Origin of the sequence: Sphingopyxis sp. CCNWLW2, assembly GCF_037095755.1 — a bacterium.
Classification (GTDB): Bacteria; Pseudomonadota; Alphaproteobacteria; order Sphingomonadales; family Sphingomonadaceae; genus Sphingopyxis.
The window spans coordinates 1,341,697-1,365,705 of the sequence record NZ_JBAWKJ010000001.1 but is presented as its reverse complement, the minus strand read 5'-3'; the positions used below and the strand labels follow the sequence as shown (position 1 = coordinate 1,365,705).

Below are 24,009 nucleotides of genomic sequence, written 5' to 3'. Positions count from 1 at the left end.
AGGGTCAGCGGCGCCGACGCGCAAGCTGATATTCGTAAAGCGACGGCACGGCGGCGACCGCCTGCCCCGTGCCCTCGATATAGGGCGCGGGGGTGTAGCTGACCGCAATCTTGCGGTTTGCGTGCAGGCCGACGATCCGCTCGCCCGGCCCTTCGAGCCCGCTTATGATCGCGACCGTCGCATCGGCGGGCACGCTTTCGGGCATGACCAGCCGGGCGTTCCACAGCGTGTTGTAGAGTCCATGCCCCGGCTTCCAATAGGGCGCACCGCCGCCAACCCACAGCTGGTAGTGCCAGTCGTCTTTCCCCTGCTTCGGGTCGATGTGCATCTCGATCGCGTCGAACAGATTCTGGTGGTTCGACCCGCTGTGCTGGTCGATGATCGCCTCTTTCTCGACGACCGGACGCAGGAACACCGAGCGCGTCGAGCGCGTGTTGATGCTCACCGGGTGAACGACCGGATTTGCGACCTTCAGATCCCTGACGAGCACATTGTGCACCGCCCCGACATGCACCGAATAATGCGCGCGGCGGTCGCCGGTTGTGGTGATGTCGGCGATCGTCAGGCTCGCGGCATTATCGGTGAGGATGCCGCTGTCCGCACGGTCGATCGTCAGCTTCTTCACCCAGCCGTCGAACACGCCGGTCATATAGATGCCGTTATAGCCCTGTTCGAGATGATGCCCGAACGCGGGCGCCTCGGGGAATTGCAGCCGCAGATTCTGGATGCCGACGTTCGACAGATGCGTCCATTGCGCGACCACCGCGGGCTGGTCGGCGCGGACATCGTGGAGCAGCGGATCGCCGAGCGTCACCGTTTTGCCGCGCACCGCCGCGATGCGCGTCGCCTGCGCGACCACCGGCCGGTTCGGAAAGCTCCAGTGATGCGAGCCGATTGGCAGGTCGGTATCGCCATAGAGCGATTTCAATATCCGGCTGTTCGGCCCGTCGACCGAAAACCATTGCAGCTGAACGACATCGCCGACCTTGAGCCTTGCCGCATTGTCGACCGCCAGCGTGCGGCCGAACTGCTTGCCCGATACGCCGTTCTCGAGCACCGGGTCGCGGACATCCTTCGTCCCGTCATAGGAGACCGGCCGGCTGCCCGCAGGCGCGACAAAGATCATCCCGCCCGCCCACGTATATTCGGTGAACAGATAATCGATATTATGCTCGGGCTCGACCTGCTGCTTCTTCTCGCGCACCATATATTCGCGCAGCTCGTCATAATCGGGACTCTGGTCGATCAGCTTCAGAGGCCGCGGGAACCAGAGCTCGCTGCCGCCGGGGCCGTCGCCCGCGCCGTCGAGAACGATGTCGCTGCGCGTGATCCGCAGCACTTCGGTGATCTGCGTGCGCCCCTTGGGGAAACGCAGCGTCACCTTGCCCTTTACCGCGTTTGCTGCGGCGAGCGCGCGCAGCACCGCTTTGGTATCGTCGAGCCCGTCGTCGGCGATCGCGCCATGGTCCGTCGCGTCGATGACGGTGCCCGCATCGACGGGGATCGGAGCCAGCCCGAAGCCATAGCCCGCATAGCTGAAATCGGGCAGCGGGTTCGCCGCTACGGTCGCCGGGTCCGAAAGGATTTTGGGCAGTTTCGTTGGCTGTGCCTGCGCCGGGAAGATGAGCGCCGCGCCGAGCGCCAGAACCGAAATAAGGCGTGCACGCCGATCACCCGAAATCATAACCCGATACACTCCCTGCGGCCCGTTTGGCATTACCCCCTTTTTGGCATGGCGGCGCGCGACCAGTGAAAGGTCGGGGGCACCGCCATGCCGGGGACCTCTTTTTAGAACTTCGCGCGCACGCCAACCGAGAAGCGCCGCTCGGACAAAGCATAGCTGTTGAGCGCGGTCGTGTTGAAATTGCTATACTCGGTCGTCGCCGATTTCTTCGGCATCAGATTCTGCGCCTGGAGCGACAGCGCGATATTCTTGGTGATATCGACCCCGATCTGCGCATCGAGCTGCGAGCGCGAACCGACGAAGCTCGGCCGCCCTTCCGAAAATTCGAACACTGCCTCGTCGCGGTAGTTGTACGCAATGCGCGCCGAGAAAGGCCCCTTCTCGTACAGGCCGACAAGATTGTAGCTGTTCTTCGACACCGCGACGAGCGGGAAGCCCGCGCTGTCTTCGGAATCCGAATAGGTGTAGTTCGCGATCACGCCGAAGCCGTCGAGCGGCGACGGCAGGAAATCGAAGAACTGCTGGATGCCGATTTCGAACCCCTTGATCTTCGCGCTGGCGAGATTTTCGGGGCGCGAGAAGGTGAGTTCGCGGCCCTGCGGGTCGAGATTGGTGTCGACCCCGGTGGTCACGAAGCTCGCGATGAAATTCTTCACATCCTTGTAAAAGACCGCGCCCGAGATCAGCGAACTCTTGCCCGTATAATATTCGAAGCTGACATCGGCCTGCGTTGAGATCGGCGGTTCGAGATTCACATTGCCGCCGGTGACCGACAGGTTCGTCGCGTTGAAGAAGGTCGATGGCGCGAGATCGGCGATCGAGGCGCGCTGCATCGTCTGCGACCCCGACACGCGGATCAGGAAATCGTCGGTGACGTTGAAGGCGATATTCGCGCTGGGCAGCACATTGGTGTAGCGATTCTTGTCGTTGACCAGCCGGCTGACGGTGCCGACGTTGACATAGCTATCGACCGACAGCCGCGTCGACGCGATGCGCACTCCGGCATTGGCCTTGTACGGGATGCCCGCGATCTCGCCCTCGCCCGACACCATCAGGTAACCGGCGAGCGTCTTTTCGCTGAAGTCATAGTCGCGCTGCAGATTGGGCAGCAACGTCGAACGCCCGTTCGCGTTCGGATTGGGTTCGGCCGCCTGCGCGCGGGTGAAGACATAGTCGAAGGTTGGCGCTGTGCTCAGGAAGCTGCGCGGGAAGGTTCCCGGAATGTCGGACAGGAAATCGCCGGTGTTCACCAGCTTCAGAAAGGGTTCGATCTCGGCACGCGTGGGGGTGACCTGGCTGCGGAACGCGTTCGAGCGCGCATGCAGGTCGGTATAGCGGACCCCCGCCGCGATCGTGACGCCGCCGGTTTCGTAACTGACGTCGATCTTGCCCGTATATTCGTCGAGCAGGCCGATCAGGCGGTTGCTGCGTACCCCGTTGTTCGCCGGATTGTACGACGCATAATTGGTCGGATTGAACGGCCCGGTCAGCGTCAGCGACGGGATCGTCGTGTCGCGGAAATCGAACGCCCCCGGGACCAGCGCGGTGCCCTGCAAGGTGATGATCTGGATCGTCTGGTCGATCGTGCCCTTGCTGTAATAGCCGTCAGCCTCGATCGTCAGCCCGTTGTCGCCCTCATATTTGCCGTTGAGCCCATAGAGGAAGCTTTCGGTCGGCTCGTTGCGGATCTGTCCCGCGGTGGTGACGGTACCGTTGGCGTTGCCCGCGACCACCATGCCGTCCTCGACGACCCGGTTGGTGACAGGGTTGGTGCCCGTCGGCAGGCGGAAGGCGAAAAAGTCCTGCCGTCGCCCGGTCTTGAGCTTCGAATAGAGCGCGTCGGCGGTGATGGTGAATTCGGGGGTCACTTCGAACTGGATCGCGCCGTTGAGGCCGAGGCGCGAGCGGTCGACTGTGAACTGCTCATACTGCAGCAGCACCGGGGTCGGGACCACGCCGCCGCCGGTGCCGGTATAGTTCCGGTTGAGGAAATTGTTGCGCTCGAAGGTCTGCGTCATCGACGTGCGCTTCTGATATTCGCCCGCGAGCATGATGCCGATACGGCCATCGGCGAATTTGGTCGTCGCAAAGCCCGTGATCGCGGGTTCGAACTTGTCCGAATTTTCCGAATAGACGCCCTGCGCGCGGACCGAGATCGTCGGCTCCTTGAACGACAGCGGCTTCGGCGTGACGAGGTTCACCGTGCCGCCGAGGCCGCCTTCGGCATTGCTGGCGAGCGGCGACTTGCGCACTTCCAATCGGCCGAACAGGCTGGAGGGCACCGAATCGAGCCCCGATGAGCGACCGAGTTGGTCGTTCTCGGGCGGCGACAGGCGCGCCGACCAGCCGAGCAGGGTGCGCCCGTCGACCTCGACGCGGACCTGCTGCAACCCGCGCACCGACACCGACTGGCCTTCGCCGAAGACGCGGGTGATCTGGACGCCGGTGACGCGCTGCAGCGCTTCGGCGACGTTGGCGTCAGGCAGCTTTCCGACATCTTCGGCGGTGATGACATCCATGACCTGGTCGGCTTCGCGCTTGATGTCGGCCGCGCGTTCGAGCGACGCCCGGATACCGGTCACCACGATCGCGTCATCGGCGGCCGGAGCCGCCGCGTCCTGCGCATGGGCTGGCGATAGCGCCAGCGCCGCAAGCGACGCCCCGCCCGCCAGTTTCGCCAATGCTCGGACGCCCCGCCTTGCCTGAATAGCCATCTTCATCCTCCCACGCCGGCGGCGGCCTGTCGCCCGCGCGCCAATAATTCCCATGGAGATTGCGCCTGATGGCTAGCCCTTGTGGCCGCGCCAGCCGCCTTCCCGTTTCTATATCGTTGCCCGGCACTGGTAACCGGTGTCACGAATGATGCGGGAATTACCGGGCCCGTGTCAAGCAATAATTGTATGACAACTGTCGCCCTTGTATGACAACTCGGACGGACAATGCGCCGCGGCATAAAAATTGTCGTAATTTGTCGCATCGCCCGCATTGCGCTTGCATGCGGCAAACCAATGGGTTGAAAGGGCGCAAAGCCTCCCCGCCTTGCGGCGAACCGATACGAGAACAACCAACTATGCTGGACAAAAGGTCGCTGTTGCTGGCCGGAGCCCTGTGTGCCGCAAGCCTGCTGCTCGGCGCCTGCTCGGGTCAGGATGAAAGCAAGAATGGCCGCGGCGCGCCCGAGGTCGGCTATGTCGCCGTCAAGGTCGAGCCGGTGCCCGTCACCTCGTCGCTCGGCGGCCGCACCGTCGCGTTCGAGACGAGCGAAGTGCGCCCGCAGGTGAACGGCCTGATCCGCCGCCGCCTGTTCACCGAAGGCGGCTTTGTGCGCGCCGGCCAGCCGCTCTACCAGATCGACGCGAGCCTTTATCAGGCGGGGGTCGACCAGGCCGCCGCGAACCTCGCGAGCGCCCGCGCGAGCGCACAGGCGGCCGACGAACGCGCGCGGCGGCTCGAACCGCTTGCGAAGATGCAGGCGGTCGCCGAGCAGGATTACACCGACGCGCTGGCACAGGCGCGGATGGCGCGCGCCGCGGTCGCGCAGAATGGCGCCGCGCTGGAAACCGCGCGCATCAACCTGCGTTTTGCGACGATCACCGCGCCGATCAGCGGCCGCATCGGCCGCAGCCTCGCGACCCCCGGCGCACTCGTCAGCGCGAGCCAGGCGAGCCCGCTTGCGGTGATCCAGCAGACCGACCCGATGTATGTCGACATGCAGCAGTCGAGCGCCGAGCTCACTACGCTGCGGCAGGCGATCGAAAGCGGCGGGGTCACCGCGGGCAGCACCTCGGTGCGCCTGCGCATGGAGGACGGCAGCGCCTACCCCTTTGCCGGCGTCGTCCAGTTTTCCGACGTCACGGTCAACGAGGCGACGGGCACCATCACGCTGCGCGCGCGCTTCCCCAATCCCAGGGGCATCCTGCTGCCCGGCATGTTCGTGACCGCGCTGTTCGATCAGGCGGTGAACCCGACCGCGATCCTGCTGCCGCAAGCCGCGGTGCAGCGCGATTTCGACGGATCGGCCTTCGTCTATCTCGTCGGCAAGGACAATAAGGCGGCACGGCGCAAGATCGTCGCCGACCGCACCTCGGGCGCCAATTGGGTCGTCACCGACGGGCTGAAACCCGGCGATCGCGTGATCACGCAGGGCATCGGCAATCTTCGGCAGGGCGCACCGATCCGCCCGGTCCCGGCAAGCAGCGCGCAGCGCGTGGGCGCTCCGAAGGGCGGCGACGCCCAAGCTAAGGGCAAGTAACCTCTTATGTCGCGCCTTTTCATCGACCGGCCGATCTTCGCCTGGGTGCTGGCGATCATCGTCATGCTCGGCGGCGCAGGCGCGCTCTTTTCGCTGCCGATCGAGCAATATCCCGACATCGCGCCGGCGCAGGTCAATATCCGCGCCTCCTACCCGGGCGCGTCGGCCGAAACGATCGAGAACAGCGTCACGCAGGTGCTCGAACAGCAGCTGACCGGGATCGACGGCCTGCTCTATTTCAGCTCACAGTCGAGTTCGCGCGGGCAGGCGAATATCACCGCGATCTTCGAAAAGGGTACCGATCCCGACATCGCGCAAGTGCAGGTCCAGAACAAGATCGCATCGGCGGTCTCGCGCCTGCCGCAACAGGTCCAGCAACAGGGCGTGCGCGTCACCAAGTCGAACTCGGACACGCTGCTGCTCGTCGGCGTCTATGACGAGACGAACACGCGCGTGAACCAGGACGTCTCCGACTATATGGCGTCGAACATCCAGGATCCGCTGTCGCGCGTCGAAGGGGTCGGCGAGGTCAATATCTTCGGCGCGCCGCACGCGATGCGCATCTGGCTCAATCCGCAGCGGCTCGCCGCGGTATCGCTGATGCCGAGCGACGTGATTTCGGCGATCACCGCGCAGAACAGCGAGGTCGCGGCGGGCGACGTCGGCGGCCTGCCCGCGCCGCAGGGACAGATGCTCAACGCGACGGTCACCGCGCAGTCGCGAATGCAGACCGTCCCCGAGTTCGAGAATATCGTGCTGAAGACGCTGCCCGACGGATCGACGGTGCGCATCAAGGATGTCGCGCGCGTCGAGATCGGCGCCGAAAGCTATGCCGTCGTCAGCCGGATCAACGGCCATCCGGGCGCGGGCATGTCGATTTCGCTGTCGCCGGGATCCGACGCGCTCGAAACCGCCGACCGGGTCAAGGCGCGGATGGAGGAGCTCGCCGCCGATTTCCCCGACGGGCTGACCTACAGCTACGCCAATGATTCGACCGCCTTCATCAAACTATCGGTCAGCGAGGTCCAGAAATCGCTGTTCGAGGCGATCCTGCTCGTCATCCTCGTGATGTTCGTCTTCCTGCAGAGCTGGCGCGCGGTGCTGATCCCCGCCATCGCGGTGCCCGTCGTGCTGCTCGGCACCTTCGCGATCTTCTATATGCTGGGGTTCAGCATCAACACGCTGACGCTGTTCGGGCTGACGCTCGCAATCGGCCTGCTCGTCGACGACGCGATCGTCGTAGTCGAGAATGTCGAGCGGTTGATGGAAGAAAATCCGGGCATGTCGGCGCGCGACGCGACGATCCAGTCGATGAAGGAGCTGCAGGTCGCGCTGATCGCGATCGCGCTCGTACTGTCGGCGGTGTTCATGCCGATGGCCTTCTTCGGCGGATCGACCGGCGTGATCTATCGCCAATTCTCGGTCACCATCGTTTCGGCGATGGCGCTGTCGGTGCTCGTCGCCTTGATCCTCAGCCCCGCGCTGACCTCAACCTTGCTCAAGCCCAAGGCACACGGCGACGCGGCCACCAACGGGGGGCGCTTCCCGCGCGTCCATGCCTTCCTTGAACGCGCGAAGAACGGCTTCAACACGCGCTTCGACCGCTCGGTCGACCGCTATGTCGGCAGCGTCACCAAGGTCGTCGACCGCAAATGGCTGTTCCTCGGCATCTACGCCGTGCTGCTCGCCCTGCTCGTCGTCCTGTTCCTGCGCCTGCCCAGCGGCTTCCTGCCCAATGAGGATCAGGGGCGCGTTTCGGTGCAGTTCCGCCTGCCCGCCGGCGCGACGCAGGCGCGCACGCTCGAAGTGCGCGATGAAATCGAAAAATATATGATGACCGCGGAAAAGGCCAATGTGCAGGCCTTGTTCCTGATCGCGGGCGGCGGCGGCGGTGCAGCGGCGGGCCAGAACACCGGGCAGGGCTTCGTCAACCTCACCCATTGGGACGACCGGCCGGGCCAGGAAAATACCGCCGATGCGATCGCCGAGCGCGCGCGCAAAGCCTTGAGCGGCCTTCGCGATGCTCAGGTTTTCGCACTCGTCCCCGGCGCGGTGCGCGGACTCGGCGATTCGTCGGGCTTCACGATGCAGTTCCAGAACCGCAGCGGGATGAGCCGCGCCGAATTCGCCGAAGCGCGCGAAAAATTGCTCGCCGCGGCGAACGCGAACCCCAAGCTGACCTCGGTGCGCCTGTCCGACCTGCCCGATGTCGCGACACTGAAGATCGACGTCGATACGCAGCGGCTGACGGCATATGGCATCGACAATGCCGATGTGAATTCGACCCTCGCGACCGCGTGGGGCGGGCGCTATGTCAACGACTTCATCGACAAGGGCCGCGTCAAGCGCGTCTATGTCCAGGGCGACGCCCCCTATCGCGCGCGCCCAGAAGACCTTGGCCAATGGTATGTGCGTTCGGCCGACGGCGAAATGTCGCCCTTCTCCGCCTTTGCCAAGACCGGCTGGTCGACGACGCCGAGCAGCAGCTCGCGCTTCCAGGGCGTGCCCGCGTTCGAAATCTCGGGCCAGCCTGCGCCGGGCACCAGTTCGGGCGAGGCGATGGACGAGATGGAGCGGATGGCGGGCGAAATCCCCGGCACCAGCGTCGCCTGGTCGGGCTCCTCCTATCAGGAACGCCTCTCCTCGGGGCAGGCGCCCTTGCTCTATGGCCTGTCCTTGCTCGTCGTCTTCCTCTGCCTCGCGGCGCTTTACGAAAGCTGGTCGATCCCGCTCGCGGTGATCCTGGTCATTCCGCTCGGGCTGATCGGCGCGATCTTTGCCGTCAATCTGCGCGGGCTGGAAAATGACGTCTATCTCCAGATCGGGCTGCTCACGACGATGGGGCTCGCCGCAAAAAACGCGATCCTGATGATCGAGTTCGCCGAACAGGAAGAGCGCAAGGGCAAGCGCGTGATCGAGGCGGCAATCGCCGCGGCGCGCATCCGCCTGCGCCCGATTTTGATGACGAGCTTCGCCTTCATCTTCGGCGTGCTGCCGCTCGCGATCGCGACCGGTGCGGGCGCAAACAGCCGCGTCGCGATCGGCACCTCGGTGATCGGCGGGATGCTCACCGCGGCCTTCCTCGCGATCTTCTTCATCCCGCTCTTCTTCGTGCTCGTCCGCCGCGGCGTGCGCGACGGCCTTGCGGCGGCGCGGGCGCGGTTCGGCAAGAACAAGGGCGGAGATACGGACCCGGCGGAGGTGCCGGCATGATCGGCGCCCGCGCCTTCCTGCTCGCGAGCACGCTGGCGCTCGCAGGCTGCTCGCTCGCGCCGAAAACGGTGCTGCCGACGCCGCCAGTGCCGCAAAGCTGGCCCGCCGGCGACGCCTATCTGCTTGCAAGTGAGTCGGCGCTGCCGATCCTCTCGTACAAAAGCGTCTTCACCGACCCGCGGCTGCAATCGCTGACTGATCAGGCGCTCGCGAACAATCGCGACCTCCGCGTCGCTTACGCCAATGTCGCCGCGGCGCGCGCGCAGGTGCGCGTCACCCGGTCGGGGCAATTCCCCGAGCTCGGGGTGAGCGCCGGCGCGGGCTATTCGGACAACGGCGCCGGAAACGGCAGCGGCGATTTCTCGCTGCGCGGCGGCATCACCGCCTTCGAACTCGACCTGTTCGGCAAGCTCGCCAACGCGACCGAGGCCGACCGTAACCGCGCGCTCGGCACCGAGGCGGCGTCGCGCACCGTGCGCCTCGCGCTGATCGCGGGTCTCGCCGATGCGTGGGCGGCCTATGGCGCCGACCGCGACCTGCTGAAAATCGCCGAGGACACCGCCGCCAATGCGCGCGAAAGCGTGCGGCTGACCAGGGCGCGGCTCGATGGCGGCGTCGCGCCGCGCACCGATCTCCGCCAGGCCGAACAGATTCTCGCGACCGCCGAGGATTCGATCGCGCAGCAAAGGACCGCGCTCGCGCAGGACGAAAATCTGATCCGCCTGCTCGTCGGCAGCGATGTCGACCGCGCGCTGCTCCCCGCGAGCCTGACCGAAGTGACGCCCGCGATCGTGTCGCTGCCCGCCGGGGTCAGCTCCGAAATCCTGCTCCGCCGCCCCGATGTGATCGAGGCCGAATATGGCCTGCGCGCCGCCAATGCCGACATCGGCGTCGCGCGCGCGCGACTTTTCCCGTCGATCTCGCTCACCGGGCTGCTCGGCTTTGCCAGCAATGCGCTCTCCGGCCTGTTCGACAGCGGATCGTTCAACTGGTCGGCGGGCGGCGATGCCACCGCGACGATCTTCGACGCCGGCGGCCGCCGTGCAGGGGTCGCGGTCAGCGAAGCGCAGCGCGACGCCGCGCTCGCGGGCTATGAAGGCGCGATCCAGACCGCGTTCCGCGAAGTCGCCGACGCGCTCGCGGTGCAGGGCACGATTTCGGAGCGCGTCCGCGCCGCCACCGCGAACACCGAAGCCGCGACCGACACCGCGGCGCTCGCCGACGCGCGATACAAGGGCGGCGTCGACAGCTTCCTCTCCAGCCTCGATGCGCAGCGCAGCCTCTATACGGCGCGGCGGAGCGAGGTCGGGACGCAATTGCTGCTCACCCAGATGCGAATCGCGCTGTTCCGCACACTGGGCGGTGACAGCAGCGCGGGGAGCGAAACAGGCGCGCGCTAACCTAACCGCACCATTTCCTGACTCATCTTGACAAGCGCGGCCCCGAAAGCGCTAATAGAACATATCAGGAACAAATGATGCGCGAGTCGTCTCCCATACTCGCCGGGCTGCGGAAACGCATCGCCCGGCTGGCCGCCAATGGCGGTTTCGAAAGCCGCCGGGCCGAGGGCTGGCTGGCGAGCGGACACGCGTCCTTCGACGCTGCGCTCGGCGGCGGCCTCGCGATCGGGCGCACCCATGAATTTTTCGCCACCGACGCGCTCGACGCAACGAGCGCCGCCGCCTTCGCCGCGCTGATCGCGCTGCGCACACCCGGCAAGGCGCCGCTGATCTGGCTGCGCACGAGCGATGCCGGCAAACGCACGGGTCATATCTATGCGCCCGGCATCGCCGAACTCGGCGGCGACCCCGACCGGCTTTTGCTCGTCGAGACCGCCGATCCGAAGATGCTGCTCGCCTGCGCGAACGATGCGATCCGCTGTGCGGGATCGGCGGCGGTGATCGTCGAAAGCTGGGGCAAATTCCCGCTGCTCGATCTCACCGCCGGCCGCCGCCTCGCGCTCGGCGCGCGTGATGCGGGCACCACGTTGCTGATGCTCCGCCTCAATGCCGTACCGGCGCCGAGCGTCGCTGAGACGCGCTGGAGCGTCGCCGCTGCCGCCTCGCACGCGCTCGAAGCGAACGCCCCCGGCGCGCCCGCCTTCGACCTCGAATTGCTGCGCTGGCGCGGCGGCGCTGCGCCCGCCCGCTGGCGACTGGACTGGAACCATGACGAAAAATGCTTCGGGGACCCGGCGCTATCTGGCGCTCTTCTTCCCCTTCCTGCCCGCCGAGCGATGGCTTCGCACGGCGCCGATGCCGCCTGACGCTCCGCTCGTCTTCGCCGAGAAGCAGCGCGGCGCGATGCGCCTTTCCAGCGTCGATGCCGCGGCGCTGGCCGTCGGATTACGCCCCGGCATGCCGCTCGCCGATGCGCGCGCGCAGATCGGCGAGCTTACCGTCGTTCCGCACGACCCCGTGCTCGACCAGGACTGGCTCGACCGCCTCGCACAGGGCTGCGCGCGCTACTCGCCGCTCGTCGCGCTCGACGCGCCCGACGGGTTGATCCTCGACATCGCGGGCGCCGAACATCTGTACGGCGGCGAGGCGGAGCTCGTGCGCGATGTTGAAAGGCGCCTTGCGCGGCTCGGCATGACCTTGCGCCACGCGCTCGGCCCGACCGCCGATGCCGCACGCGCGCTCGCACGTTACCAGACGCGTCCTGCCCCCGACGAGGCGCAGGCGATCCGCCGCCTGCCCGTCGCCGCGCTCGAACTCGAAGCCGAGGCGACGACCGCGCTCGTCCGCGCGGGCCTCAAGACGATCGGCGACCTCGCGAGCCGCCCGATGGCGAATATCGCCGCGCGCTTCGGCGCCGACGCCGCGATGGCGCTGCGCCGCCTGCTCGGCGATGCGCCGAGCCCGCTCGCCCCGCGCATCGCGCTGCCCCCCGTGGTCGCCGAACGCCGCTTCGCCGAGCCGCTCGGCAGCACGGCACACGCCACCAAAGTGCTGGCCGAACTCACCGGCGAAGCGATCGAGGCGCTTGGCGAACGCGGCAAGGGCGGCCGCCATTTCCGCGCCACCTTCTTTCGCAGCGATGGCCTCGCGCGCAGCATCGCGATCGAAACCGCCCATCCGACGCGCGACACCGGCCTCGTCATGCGCCTGTTCGCCGAGCGCATGGACAGCCTCGCCGACCCGCTCGACCCCGGCTTCGGTTTCGACATGATCCGCCTCGCGGTGCCGCGGCTCGAGGCGCTCGGCGCGAGCCAGCTCAAACTCGAGGGCGGCGCGGTGAAGGACGCCGCAATCGACGAGCTCGCCGACCGTCTCGCGACGCGGCTCGGGCGCGGACGCGTCCGCCGGCTGCGCCCCGCCGATACGCATATCCCCGAACAGGCGCAGCTCGAACTGCCGGCGGCCGACGCGCCGGTGCCTTTGCCCTGGCAGGCGCCCGAACCGGGCGAGCCGCCGACGCGCCCCTTCCACCTCTTCGACCCGCCGCAGCCGATCGAGGTAATCGCCGAGGTGCCTGACGGCCCGCCGCACCAGTTCCGCTGGCGCCGGCAGGCGCACGCGGTGCGCCGCTACGAAGGCCCCGAGCGTATCGCCGCCGAATGGTGGCGCCGCCGCGACAATGGCGGGCTGACGCGCGATTATTACCGCGTCGAAGATGCGCAGGGCCGCCGCTTCTGGCTCTTCCGCCACGGCCTCTACGACGAAAAGCCCGACCCGCGCTGGTATATTCACGGGGTCTTCGCATGAACGAGGCGCCCGAAACCGGCCCCGAGACCAGCTTCGCCGAACTGGTCGCCGCGACCAACTACAGCTTCCTGCGCGGCGCATCGCATCCCGCCGAAATGGTTGCGGAGGCGATCAACCTCGGCATGAAAGGCATCGGTATCGCCGACCGCAACAGCGTCGCGGGGGTGGTGCGGGCGTGGGCGTTCCTGAAAGAACAACAGGTGAAGAAGCCCGAGATGGTGGAGGGCTTCCGGCTAGTGGTCGGAGCGCGGCTCGTCTTTGCCGACGGCACACCTGATATCGTCGCTTATCCCGTCAGCCGCCACGGCTGGGGACGGCTGACGCGCCTTCTTTCGTTGGGAAATCTGCAAGCACAGAAGGGCGACTGCATTCTCAGCCTCCAGGACTTGCTCGACCATTGCGAAGACTTGCTGCTGATCGCGATGGAGGGCGACGAGGAACTGCTCCACACCCTTAAAGGCGCAAGGCCGAAATCGGTGTGGCTGGCCGCAACGATGCCGCAATCTGGCGCGGATGCGCGCCAGCTGGCGAAACTGCAGCGCTTATCGGCAGCGACGGGGATCCCGCTGCTCGCGACCAACGACGCACTTTACGCGACCATAGGGCAGCGTCCACTCCACGACATCATCTCCTGCATCCGCGAAGGAACGACGGTGCTGAAAGCGGGCAAGCTGCTCCGCGCCAATGGCGAACGCCACCTGAAGTCGCCTGCTGAAATGAAGCGGTTGTTCGATGGCTATCCCAAGGCGATCGAGCAAAGCACGAAGCTGCTCGCTCGCATTCACTTCGATCTTGAAGACCTGCGCTACGAATATCCGCACGAACCGGTGCCGCCCGGCTGGAAGCCATTTCCCTATCTGCATCATCTGGTGAAGACAGCGGCGGAGAACCGCTACGGCACGCCCCTGCCCCCCAAGGTCAGGAAGCTTATCGGCAACGAACTCCGGCTGATTCGCAGGCGGGATTATGTTTATTATTTCCTGACGGTCTATGATCTCGTCCGCTTCGCGCGTGCGCAAAACCCCCCGATCCTGTGTCAGGGGCGCGGTTCGGCCGCCAATTCGATCGTCTGCTTCCTGCTCGGCGTCACCTCGGTCGATCCGATGAAGCACGATCTTCTTTTCTCGCGCTTCGTATCCGCCGAGCGCGACGAGCCTCCGGATATCGATGTCGATTTCGAGCACGAACGGCGCGAGGAGGTGATCCAGCATATCTATGACCGCTATGGCCGCGACCGCGCTGCCATAGCTGCAACGGTGATCCACTATCGACCGCGCAGCACGATCCGTGAGGTCGGCAAGGCGCTGGGATTCAGCGAAGATGTCACCGCACGCCTAGCAGACACGAGTTGGGGAAGCTGGGGCGACGAGGTGCCGGTCGAACGATTGGTCGAGGCGGGACTCAATCAGCACAATGGTGAGATCGAACGGCTGCACCGCTTTGTGGGCGAGTTGCTGAAAGCCCCGCGACACCTGTCGCAGCATGTCGGTGGCTTCGTATTGACCGAAGGGCGGCTCGACGAATTGGTGCCGATCCACAATGCCGCGATGGAGGATCGCACCTTCATCGAATGGGACAAGGACGATATCGACGCGCTGGGATTGATGAAGGTCGATGTGCTCGCGCTCGGCATGCTCACCTGCATCCGCAAATGTTTCGACCTGATGCGCGAACATGACCTCGGCAATCACACACTCGAAGTCGACATCGATTGCGACGATCCCGAGGTTTACGGCATGCTGCAAAAAGGCGACAGCATCGGCGTGTTCCAGGTCGAAAGCCGGGCGCAGATCAACATGCTGCCACGGCTGCGCCCGGAGATTTTCTACGATCTGGTCGTGCAGGTCGCGATCGTTCGCCCCGGCCCGATCGAGGGCGATATGGTCCACCCTTATTTACGCCGCCGGAACAAGGAAGAGCCGGTCGAGTTTCCCGAGCCGTCGCCACCACACCCGCCGGACGAATTGCATGACGTTCTGGGTAAAACCTTCGGCGTTCCCCTGTTTCAGGAACAGGCGATGAAGCTGGCCATGGTGGCAGCCGATTTCACCCCCGAAGAAGCCAACGGCCTGCGCCGCGCGATGGCGACCTTCCGCAACGTCGGCACGATCGAGAATTTCCGCGAGAAGATGATCGGCGGCATGGTCGCGCGGGGCTACAAGCAGGACTTCGCCGAGCGTTGTTTCAAGCAGATCGAGGGTTTCGGCAGCTACGGCTTTCCCGAAAGCCACGCCCAATCCTTTGCGCGGCTCGTCTATGTCTCGTCGTGGATCAAGCATTATCACCCCGTGGTCTTCGCGTGCGGCATCCTCAACTCACAGCCGATGGGTTTCTATGCCCCGGCACAGCTCGTGCGCGATGCGCGCGAGCATGGGGTCGAGGTGCGCGAGGTCGATGTGAATGACAGCCATTGGGACAACAGCCTCGAGCGGAAGGACGACGGCAGCCTCGCGCTCCGGCTCGGCTTGCGGCAGGTCGACGGGTTTCGCGAGGAATGGGCGACGCAGATTGCCGACGCGCGCACGACGCCCTTCGCCTCGGTCGAGGAGCTCGCGCGCCGCGCGAACCTGCCGTCGCGCGCGCTGCGCCTGCTCGCCGAGGCCGATGCGTGCCGCTCGATGGGCCTCGAACGGCGGCCGGCACTATGGGACGCACGGCGCGTCCGGCAAGGGGTGCTGCCGCTGTTCGGCGCGGCCGAAACCGACGAGCTCGGTGCCGAGGAGGATGCCAAGCTGCCGCCGACGCCGATGGTCGAGCATGTGCTCACCGATTATCAGACGATGCGGCTGTCGCTCAAAGGGCATCCGATGGCGTTCCTGCGCCGCGATTTCGAGCGCGAGGGCGTGTTGAGCGCGGCTGAGGTCGCGGCGGCGAAGAACGGGTCGATCGTGCGCACCGCTGGCGTCGTGCTGATCCGCCAGCGTCCCGGCAAGGGCAATGCGATCTTCATCACGCTCGAGGACGAGGGCGGGATCGTCAATATCCTGCTCTGGGCGCGGCATTTCGAACGCTATCGCCGCGCCGTCATGGCGTCGCGGCTGATGCTCGCCGAGGGCGAGGTGCAGCGGAGCAAGGAAGGGGTCATCCACCTGATGGCGACGCGCATCGTCGATCGCACCGCGATGCTCGATACACTGGGCAGCGATCGGCGCTTCGACCCCGACGTCTGCCGCGCCGACGAGGTCAAACACCCGCAGCTGCCGCGCGGCTATGCGGCGAAACATGGCCATCCGCGCGACGTCCGCATCCTGCCCAAGTCGCGGGATTTTCATTAGATGCGGCCGACTGACGTCGGCAACGGCACCAGCCCGCTCCCCCTCCCGGCCTCCCCAACGATAGTAACCTAGGGAGGCCGGGAGGGGGAGCGGGCTGGTGCCGTCCCTGTTCGGCCATGCCGAACAGACAAAAAAGATGATGCCCCGGCTGTGGGGGCCGGGGCATCGGATCAGGCTATCTAAGGGACCAACCGAATATAGCCTGAAATTTGTTCGCGAAGTTTAGCCGCGGAGCAGGTTCATCACGCCCTGCGAGCTCTGGTTCGCCTGGGCGAGCATCGCGGTCGATGCCTGTGCCAGAATGCCGGCAGCCGCGAGGTTCGTCGATTCGACCGAGAAATCAGCGTCTTCGATGCGCGACTTCGCTTCGTCCAGATTGGTGACACGCGACGTCAAATTATCGACAGCCGAGGTCAGGCGGTTCTGCTGCGCACCGAGATTGGCGCGTTCGCTGGCGACATTGTCGATCGCCGTGTCAAGCACTGCCAGCGCCGCGGTGGCCCCGGCAGCCGTACCGACGTTGATTGCGCCGACGCCGGTAAGCGCCGTGCCTGCCGTGCCGAGGTTCGCGATGGTGATGTTCACGACTTCGGTATCATTGATGCCGGTCTGGATATCGAAGCCGGTAGCGGCGCTGCCGTCCAGCAGGTTGTTGCCATTGAAAGTAGTCTGACCGACGACGTCGCCGATCTGCGCGATCAGCGCGGTGACTTCCTTCTGCACCAGCACGCGATCAGGGTCGCTGAGCGTACCGGTCGATGCCTGCATCGACAGGTCGCGCATACGGACGAGAATGTCCGAGATGCTGCCGGCAGCGCTGTCGGCGGTCTGGGCCAGCGAAATGCCGTCGTTGGCATTGCGGATGGCCTGCGTGAAACCGCGCGATGCGGCTTCCATGCGGGTTGCGATGGCGAGGCCAGCAGCGTCGTCCTTCGCAGCGTTGATGCGCTTGCCGCTCGACAGGCGTTCCATTGCCTGCGACTGCATTTGGTTCGCGACGCGCGAGTTGTTCTGGGCGCGAAGCGCGCTCACATTGGTGTTGATGACAGTCATCTTTGTTCCTTTCCGGCCTCGATGGCCATTCCCGTGATGTGAGGGCTCGAGGAGCGGTCACGGAAAGCAGTAACGGCGGACCGCAGAGGCAATTAAGCGCCCCCCGTCAAAAAAACGCCGAAACCGTTTTAGAGGCCAAGGCGTACCCGTCTAATCAATTGAAAATGTAGCATTAATATTTTTGGCACGCGCTTTGCATTGTTCTTTGCGTGCGGCACATCGCCGCGCATCAGGACGGATGGAAACCAATGAGCACGATTGACCCGAGCCGGCTGCTGCAAATGCGCAGTTCGATCCTCAATCAGAACCAGGCGCTGCAGCGCGCCGCGGGCCGCAGCGGCATCGGCGCGGCCGAAGGCGGCGTCGGCGGCGCAGCAGGAGCCCCCGATTTTGGCGCGGCGATCAACAACGCGCTGCAACAGGTCAACGCGCAGCAGTCGAAGGCGAGCCAGATCACCGAAGCCTATGAGCGCGGCGACACGCACGACATCGTCAGCGTGATGATCGAACGCCAGAAGGCCTCGCTCGGCTTCGAAACCACCCTGCAAGTCCGCAACAAGCTGCTGTCCGCGTATCGCGACATTATGAACATGCCGGTGTAATCCATGGCCGAAACCCAGATCCTTACCCCCGTCGACGACGGTGCCGCGAACCGCCTCCCCGCCCCCGTCCTGGGCGGCCGGCTCGCACCGTTGACCCAGTTCATGCGCCAGCCCGCTGTCCAGCGCGCGCTGCCCGCGATCGCGATGACCTCGGCGATCGGCATCGCCGCGCTCGCTTATTTCACGATGCAGGCGGCGCCGCAGGCGCAGCTGTTCGCCGGGCTCGACGATACCGACAAGGCGGCGGTCGCCGACGCGCTGCAGACGCAGGGCATCGGCCACAGCATCGACCCGACCACCGGCGCGCTGACCGTCGACGCCGACAAGCTCCACCAGGCGCGCATCGCGCTCGCCGGACAGGGCCTGCCCAAGGCGGCGCCGAGCGGCGACAGCCTGATCGCTTCGCTCCCCATGGGGTCGAGCCGCGCGATCGAAGGCGAAGCGCTGCGCTCGGCGCGCGAGGCCGACCTGTCGCGCACGATCGAGACGATCGACGCGGTCAAGAGCGCGCGCGTCCATGTCGCGGCCGCCGAACCCAGCCTGTTCGTCCGCGAAGACAAGCCCGCCACCGCATCGGTGATGCTGACCTTGCAGAACGGCCGCTCGCTGTCCGACGGTCAGGTCCAGGCGATCCGTTTCCTCGTCGCCTCGTCGATCCCCGGCATGAACGCCGACCAGGTGTCGGTGATCGACCAGCGCGGCGCTTTGCTCTCCGACACCGCATCGGGCAGCGACATGAAGGCGTTCCAGCTGCAGCTGCAGGTCGAGGACCGCTTCCGCCGCGCGCTCGACACCTTGCTCGGCCCGATGCTCGGCGCCGGCAATTATACCGTCGAAGTCCATGCCGACGTCGACATGTCCGAAAGCCAGGCGACGCGCGAAAGCTTCCCCGAGAATGACCGCGCGCTGACCAGCGAACAGATCACGCGCTCGACCAGCGGCACGAGCGCCCCCGCGGTCGGCATCCCCGGCGCGCTATCGAACCAGCCGCCGCAGGCGACAACGGTCACCGCGACCGGTCCGCAGCCGGTCCCGCCCGGCGCCCCGGCGCCCGGCACCGAGAGCAATGAAAATGCCGCGCGCGCCTATGAAGTCGGCCGCGAGATTTCGGTGACGCACTCGCCGCAGGGCAAGCTGCGCCGCGTCTCGGTCGCGGTCGCGCTCAATCAGGGCAAGAAGGCGCTGACGCAGGCCGATCTCACCAAGATCGACAATCTGGTGAAGGGCGCGGTCGGATATGACGCGACGCGCGGCGATCTGGTCGCGATCAACCAGCGCCCGTTCGTCGCGGTCGAAGACACCGCGCCCGCCTTTTACGATCAGGGCTGGTTCATGCCGCTGGTCCAGCAGGTCGGCGCGATCCTCGCCGCGCTGCTCGCCTTCCTGTTCATCGGCCGCCCGATGATCCGCGCCGCCAAGGAACGCGCCGCCAAGCGCATCGCGCAGAATCAGGAACTCGAAGCGTCGCTGCTCGCCGCCACCAACCGCCCGGCGCTCGCCAGCGGTCAGGGCGGCCGCGAAATCACCCTCGAGATGATCGAGCAGGCGCCAAGCTATGAAGCGCGCGCCAACCTCGTCCGCGCCTTCGTCCGTCAGGACTCCGCGCGCGCCGCGCTCGTCGTCCGCCACCTGATGCAGGAGGGCGCCCGTGCCTGAAGTCGCCGAACTCGATAACGCTCCCGTCATGCCCGCGATCGAAGGATCGGCCGCCGCCGCGATCCTGCTGATGCTGCTCGACGAAAGCGAAGCCGCGACGATCCTGAAGCAGCTCGGCCCCGAAGAAGTGCGCCAGCTGGCAAAAGCGATGTTCGACACCGCCAATGCCAGCGAACAGCAGATCGGGCAGGCGCTCGACCGCTTTGTGACGCGCAGCCGCGACGTCAGCGCACTCGCGATCGGCGCCGACACGCGCATCCGCACCGTGATCAACGAAGCGGTCGGCAACGTCCGCGCCGACAATATCCTCGCCGCCGTCGCGCCGCAGCGGAGCGCCGCGTCGCTCGAAATGCTGCGCTGGATGGATGTCGACGCGATCAGCGGGCTGCTCGCCAGCGAGCATCCGCAGGTCGGCGCGCTGATCCTCTCGGTGCTCGTCCCCGATGTCGCCGCGCGCGCGATCGAGACGCTCGACGAAGTGCTGCAGGCCGATCTGGTGCTGCGCGCCGCAATGCTCACCTCGGTGCCCGCCGCGGCGATCGAGGATCTCGAAGCCGTGCTCGCGAGCGCCAATGTCGATGGCCAGCGCGTCGCCAAGCAGGCGATCGGCGGCCCGAGCGACGTTGCCAAGATAATGAAAAAAATGCCGAAGCAGCTTTCGGAGCGCACGCTCCGCTCGCTGAAGAAGCATGACCGCATCCTCGCCCAGACGATCGAGGAAGAGATGTTCATCTTCGAAAATCTGCGCGACCTCGACAAGAAGAGCCTCAGCAGCGTGCTGCGCTCGGTCGATGCCGCCCAGCTCGCGATCGCGCTCAAGGGTGCCGACGAAGAGATGGTCGACATGTGCCTCGCGACCATGTCGCAGCGTGCCGCCGAAACGATCCGCGACGAAATGGCCGAAATGACGATGGTCAAGCGCGCCGACGTCGACGATGCGCAAAAGAGCGTGATGCAGATCGTTCGCCAGATGGCGGCGGCTGGCGAAATCATGATCGCGGGCGGCGGCGACGACTATGTCTGATCGCGCCGCCCACGCCGGCTTCGCTCCCGTCTCGCTCACCGACGCGATGGCACGCGGCAGCGGCTTTCGTCCGATGTCCTTCGCGCCCGCGGCCCACACCGCGCAGCCCGTCGAAGCAGGTTTCGACGAACCCGACGTCGACGATCCCTTCGCGCTTGGCCTCGCCGAAGGCCAGCGTCTCGCCGAAGTCGCCTTTGTGGCCGAGCGTCACCAGCTGCTCGCGCTGCTCGCCGGTGCCGAAGCGCTGCAGGACGAGCCGAGCGAAGAGCTCGCGCAGCTGATCGCCGAAACCGTCGAACGGCTGGTCCGCCAGATCGTCGATACGGCGCCGATCGACGCCGAATGGCTGCAGGCGCAGGCCGAAACCGCCGCGGCGATGGTCGCCGACGCCGACAAGGCGCGCACCCTGTGGGTCCATCCCGAAGACGCCGCGCTGCTCGCCGACGCGCCGCTGGCGATGGCGGTCGAGAGCGATCCCGCGATGGTGCGCGGCACCGTCCGCCTCGAAACCTCGACCGGCTGGATCGAACATGGCCGCGCCGTCTATCTCGACGAACTGCGCACCGCGCTCGGCACGGGACACGCCGAATGACGCGCCGCCTCGCCATGAGCGCGCAGCAGCTGCTCGACCCCGTCGACCTCGCAGGCGCCAGCCCGCGCCGCATCGGCACGCTCGTCGCGCACGAGGGTATCATGCTCGAAGTGTCGGGTTTCCCCCAGCCGCTGGGCAGCAACGTCCGCATCAAGTCGGCCGACAATGACTATGTCTATGGCGAAGTCGTCGGCTTCCGCGGCCACCGCAGCCTCGTCCTGCCCTTCGACATGAACAAGCCGCTGGTCACCGGCGCGCCGGTCGAGCCGCACGGCGCCAGCTCGATGGTCCCCGTCGGCAAGGCGCTGCTCGGCCGCATCATGGATGCGCAGGGCAATCCGCTCGACGGCCGCCCCGCGATCCAGTCGCAATTCCAGTGGCCACTCGCCGGGCGCAAGGTCAACCCGCTGCGCCGCGGCCGCGTCACCAAGCCGCTCAACATGGGCGTGCGCGCGATCAACGGCCTGCTCACCGTCGGCGAAGGCCAGCGCGTCGCGATCATCGCGGGCTCGGGCGTCGGCAAGTCGGTGCTGATGGGCCAGATGATCGCCGGCACCGAATGCGACGTCATCGTCGTCGGGCTGATCGGCGAGCGCAGCCGCGAGGTCAGCGACTTCGTCGAAACCAAGCTACCCCCCGAAGTGCGCAAAAAATCGGTCGTGGTCGCGGTTCCCGCCGACCATCCGCCGCTGCTTCGCCTCCGCGCCGCGATGCGCGCGACCGCGATCGCCGAGGCGTTCCGCGCCGAGGGCAAGAAGGTGCTGCTGCTGATCGACAGCCTGACCCGCGTCGCGCATGCGCAGCGCGAGATCGGGCTGACCTTGGGCGAGCCGCCGACGATGAAGGGTTATCCCCCGTCGGTCTTCGCGCTCATCCCTTCGCTCTGCGAACGCGCCGGCATCGACCGCGAAACCGGCGGATCGGTCACCGCGCTCTACACCGTGCTCGCCGACGGCGGCGACATCGACGACCCCGTCGTCGACAGCGCGCGCGCGATCGTCGACGGCCATATCATCCTGTCGCGCCAGCTCGCCGAACAGGGCGTCTATCCCGCGATCGACGTCGCGCGTTCGCTGTCGCGCACGATGGTCGATTCGGTCGATCCCGAACATGCCGCCGCCGCCGCGCGCTTCCGCCAGCTCTGGTCGCTCTATGAAGAGAATCGCGACCTGATGCTGATGGGCGCCTACGTCGCCGGCGCCGATCCGGTGCTCGACACCGCGATCGCGCGCCACGCCGACCAGCTCGCCTATGTTTCGCAGCCTGCCAAGGCGCAGGTCGATTTCGATATTTCCCGCCAAGCCCTGATTGAAGGATATTCCGCATGAACGCCCGTACCGCACGCCGCAAACGTATCATCCGCGTGCGCTCCGTCGAACATCAGCAGGCGGAGGCCAATCTGGCGCGCGCCAATGGCGAACTGGCGAACCTCGTCGAACTCGCGAAGCGGCTCGAAACGCTGCGCGTCGACCTCGCGATGGCGAAGGGTGCGGTCGCCGGCCGCGCGCTCAACACGATCGGCGAACTCGCGATGCGGCTCGACATCGCGCAGGAAAGCCTGACCGCGCCGCTGAGCAATGCCAGCGAGCGCCGCGACCAGATGGGCGCGCTGGCACAGAGCGCGATGGTCAAGGAAGAATCGGCGGTGCGCCTGTACGAACGCAGCCGGAAGGCGGCGCAGGTCGAACAGGAACGCCGCGACGACGCCAACCGCCCGCACCGCCCGCGCACGGGCATGCGCCTGCGCCTGATCGAAGGCGGCGCGGCATGATGAGCGCACCCTCTCTCCCCACCGTCCAGGGCGCCATGCCCGCAGGCTTCGCGACCTTCCTCGCCAACATCGGCCAGCTTCCCGAGGGTGGCGGCGAAGGCGGTTTCGACCAGCTGCTCGCCGCCGCGCCGGTCGCCGTCGCGCCGATCGCGAATCCCGCCACCACGGCGACGATCAAGATCGATCCCGCGCCGGCCGTCGACGTCGCGGCCCCGCAAATCGAGGCTCCCGTCGAAACGGGTGTCCCCGTCGAAACCCCCGCTGTGAAGGCCGAGCCGGCCAAAGCCGATCCGGCGGCGCTGGCCGCGAACCTGCTGATCGCGCTGAACGGCAGCATCCCCGCCGCCGCGCCCGCACAGACATCGGGCAAGCCGGTGGTGGCCAAGCCCGACGCGGAAGCCGCATCGCCCGACACGGCGGAAACCGGCGAGACCGTGGCGGCAGCGCCGACCACAAATTGGGCCGCGATCGTGGCGGCCGCAATCCCCGCCGCGCCAACCCCCACGGCCGCGAAACCCGCGAAACCGGCGGAAGCCGCAGCGGCTCCGGCCGACACCAGCACCTCCGCGCTTCCCGTTGCCGCGCGCCCGCGCGATGCCGCGATGCCGATCCTCGCCGGCGCCGAGCCGCCCGCCGCCAAGCCCGCCGAAGCGGCGCCGTCGATGACGATCCTCTTCGCGCAGCCCGCCGCACCGGGGGCCGCGACGCGCATCGAAGCGGCCGCGCCCGCGGTGATCGCCGAACGCGTCCTCGACATGGACAGCGACGGCGCGTGGATCGACCAGCTCGCGCGCGACATCGCCGCGACCAAGTCCGACAGCGGCGACATCAGCTTTCGCCTGATGCCGAAGCATCTCGGCCGCCTCGACGTCGCGATGCAGATGGGCGACGAAGGCGTGTCGCTGAAAATGGACACGCGTCACGAAGCGACCGCGACGATCGTCACTGCCGCGCAGGGCCGCCTCGTCGAAGAATTGCGCCAGCAGGGTGTTCGCGTCGCGGGCGCCGAAGTGACCTGCACACCGGGCGAGACCGGACGCCAGTCGCAAAGCCAGGGCCAGGGTCAGGGCCGCTCCGCCGCGGCTGACCCCGCGCATCTTATCGAAACCGCCACCGAACGCGCCGAGCCGCGTGACGAAGACCGCGCCGCCGACCGCCGCGGCCGCTTCGCCTGATCAGA

16 protein-coding genes are annotated in these 24,009 nt (G+C 66.6%); 13 read left to right on the top strand and 3 right to left on the bottom strand.

Going from position 1 to position 24,009, the window contains the following annotated elements:
• Positions 1–4: 4 nt before the first annotated feature.
• On the bottom strand, positions 5–1,684 hold the full coding sequence (locus tag V8J55_RS06430) for a hypothetical protein (RefSeq protein WP_336444833.1): 1,680 nt from the start codon (positions 1,682–1,684) through the stop codon (positions 5–7).
• 104 nt (positions 1,685–1,788) lie between these two features.
• Positions 1,789–4,398: a TonB-dependent receptor gene (locus tag V8J55_RS06425; protein WP_336444832.1), complete on the bottom strand. Its 2,610-nt coding sequence runs from the start codon at positions 4,396–4,398 to the stop codon at positions 1,789–1,791.
• Positions 4,399–4,754: 356 nt separating this feature from the next.
• Here V8J55_RS06425 and V8J55_RS06420 point away from each other — a divergent pair, with 356 nt between their 5' ends.
• From V8J55_RS06420 to V8J55_RS06395, 6 genes are all read left to right on the top strand, one after another.
• Positions 4,755–5,936, top strand: coding sequence for an efflux RND transporter periplasmic adaptor subunit (locus tag V8J55_RS06420; RefSeq protein WP_336444831.1), 1,182 nt, complete (start codon positions 4,755–4,757; stop codon positions 5,934–5,936).
• Positions 5,937–5,942: 6 nt separating this feature from the next.
• Positions 5,943–9,149, top strand: coding sequence for an efflux RND transporter permease subunit (locus V8J55_RS06415; RefSeq protein WP_336444830.1), 3,207 nt, complete (start codon positions 5,943–5,945; stop codon positions 9,147–9,149).
• Positions 9,146–10,549 (top strand): efflux transporter outer membrane subunit, encoded by a 1,404-nt coding sequence (locus V8J55_RS06410; RefSeq protein WP_336444829.1) that lies wholly within the window; start codon positions 9,146–9,148, stop codon positions 10,547–10,549. Before V8J55_RS06415 ends, V8J55_RS06410 begins: the two co-directional genes overlap by 4 nt.
• Before the next feature lie 77 nt (positions 10,550–10,626).
• Entirely contained in the window at positions 10,627–11,415 is a 789-nt protein-coding gene (locus tag V8J55_RS06405; protein WP_336444828.1) for an ImuA family protein, read from the top strand.
• Entirely contained in the window at positions 11,318–12,856 is a 1,539-nt protein-coding gene (locus V8J55_RS06400; RefSeq protein ID WP_336444827.1) for a Y-family DNA polymerase, read from the top strand. The genes V8J55_RS06405 and V8J55_RS06400 overlap by 98 nt, the downstream gene beginning before the upstream one ends.
• The gene (locus V8J55_RS06395) at positions 12,853–16,131 is read left to right on the top strand and encodes an error-prone DNA polymerase (RefSeq protein ID WP_336444826.1); all 3,279 of its coding nucleotides are present in this window, start codon (positions 12,853–12,855) and stop codon (positions 16,129–16,131) included. The genes V8J55_RS06400 and V8J55_RS06395 overlap by 4 nt, the downstream gene beginning before the upstream one ends.
• Positions 16,132–16,353: 222 nt before the next feature.
• On the opposite strand, the gene V8J55_RS06390 is transcribed toward V8J55_RS06395, so the two are convergent.
• On the bottom strand, positions 16,354–17,184 hold the full coding sequence (locus V8J55_RS06390; protein WP_336444825.1) for a flagellin N-terminal helical domain-containing protein: 831 nt from the start codon (positions 17,182–17,184) through the stop codon (positions 16,354–16,356).
• Between the two features lie 248 nt (positions 17,185–17,432).
• Between V8J55_RS06390 and fliE the strand changes: the two genes are divergently transcribed.
• From fliE to V8J55_RS06355, 7 genes are read left to right on the top strand one after another with little or no spacing between them, the layout of a single operon-like run.
• A complete protein-coding gene (gene fliE, locus V8J55_RS06385; RefSeq protein WP_336444824.1) occupies positions 17,433–17,786 on the top strand; it encodes a flagellar hook-basal body complex protein FliE in 354 nt (117 codons plus the stop codon).
• A 3-nt stretch (positions 17,787–17,789) separates the two neighbouring features.
• On the top strand, positions 17,790–19,442 hold the full coding sequence (fliF, locus tag V8J55_RS06380; RefSeq protein WP_336444823.1) for a flagellar basal-body MS-ring/collar protein FliF: 1,653 nt from the start codon (positions 17,790–17,792) through the stop codon (positions 19,440–19,442).
• Positions 19,435–20,466 (top strand): flagellar motor switch protein FliG, encoded by a 1,032-nt coding sequence (gene fliG, locus V8J55_RS06375; RefSeq protein ID WP_336444822.1) that lies wholly within the window; start codon positions 19,435–19,437, stop codon positions 20,464–20,466. Before fliF ends, fliG begins: the two co-directional genes overlap by 8 nt.
• The gene (locus V8J55_RS06370) at positions 20,459–21,058 is read left to right on the top strand and encodes a FliH/SctL family protein (RefSeq protein ID WP_336444820.1); all 600 of its coding nucleotides are present in this window, start codon (positions 20,459–20,461) and stop codon (positions 21,056–21,058) included. Before fliG ends, V8J55_RS06370 begins: the two co-directional genes overlap by 8 nt.
• Positions 21,055–22,386, top strand: coding sequence for a FliI/YscN family ATPase (locus tag V8J55_RS06365; RefSeq protein WP_336444818.1), 1,332 nt, complete (start codon positions 21,055–21,057; stop codon positions 22,384–22,386). Before V8J55_RS06370 ends, V8J55_RS06365 begins: the two co-directional genes overlap by 4 nt.
• Positions 22,383–22,829 carry a hypothetical protein gene (locus V8J55_RS06360; protein ID WP_336444817.1) on the top strand — a complete coding sequence of 149 codons (447 nt, stop codon included), beginning with the start codon at positions 22,383–22,385 and terminating at the stop codon, positions 22,827–22,829. The genes V8J55_RS06365 and V8J55_RS06360 overlap by 4 nt, the downstream gene beginning before the upstream one ends.
• Positions 22,829–24,004, top strand: a complete 1,176-nt coding sequence (locus V8J55_RS06355) for a flagellar hook-length control protein FliK (protein WP_336444816.1) — start codon at positions 22,829–22,831, stop codon at positions 24,002–24,004. Before V8J55_RS06360 ends, V8J55_RS06355 begins: the two co-directional genes overlap by 1 nt.
• The last annotated feature ends 5 nt before the right edge of the window (positions 24,005–24,009 follow it).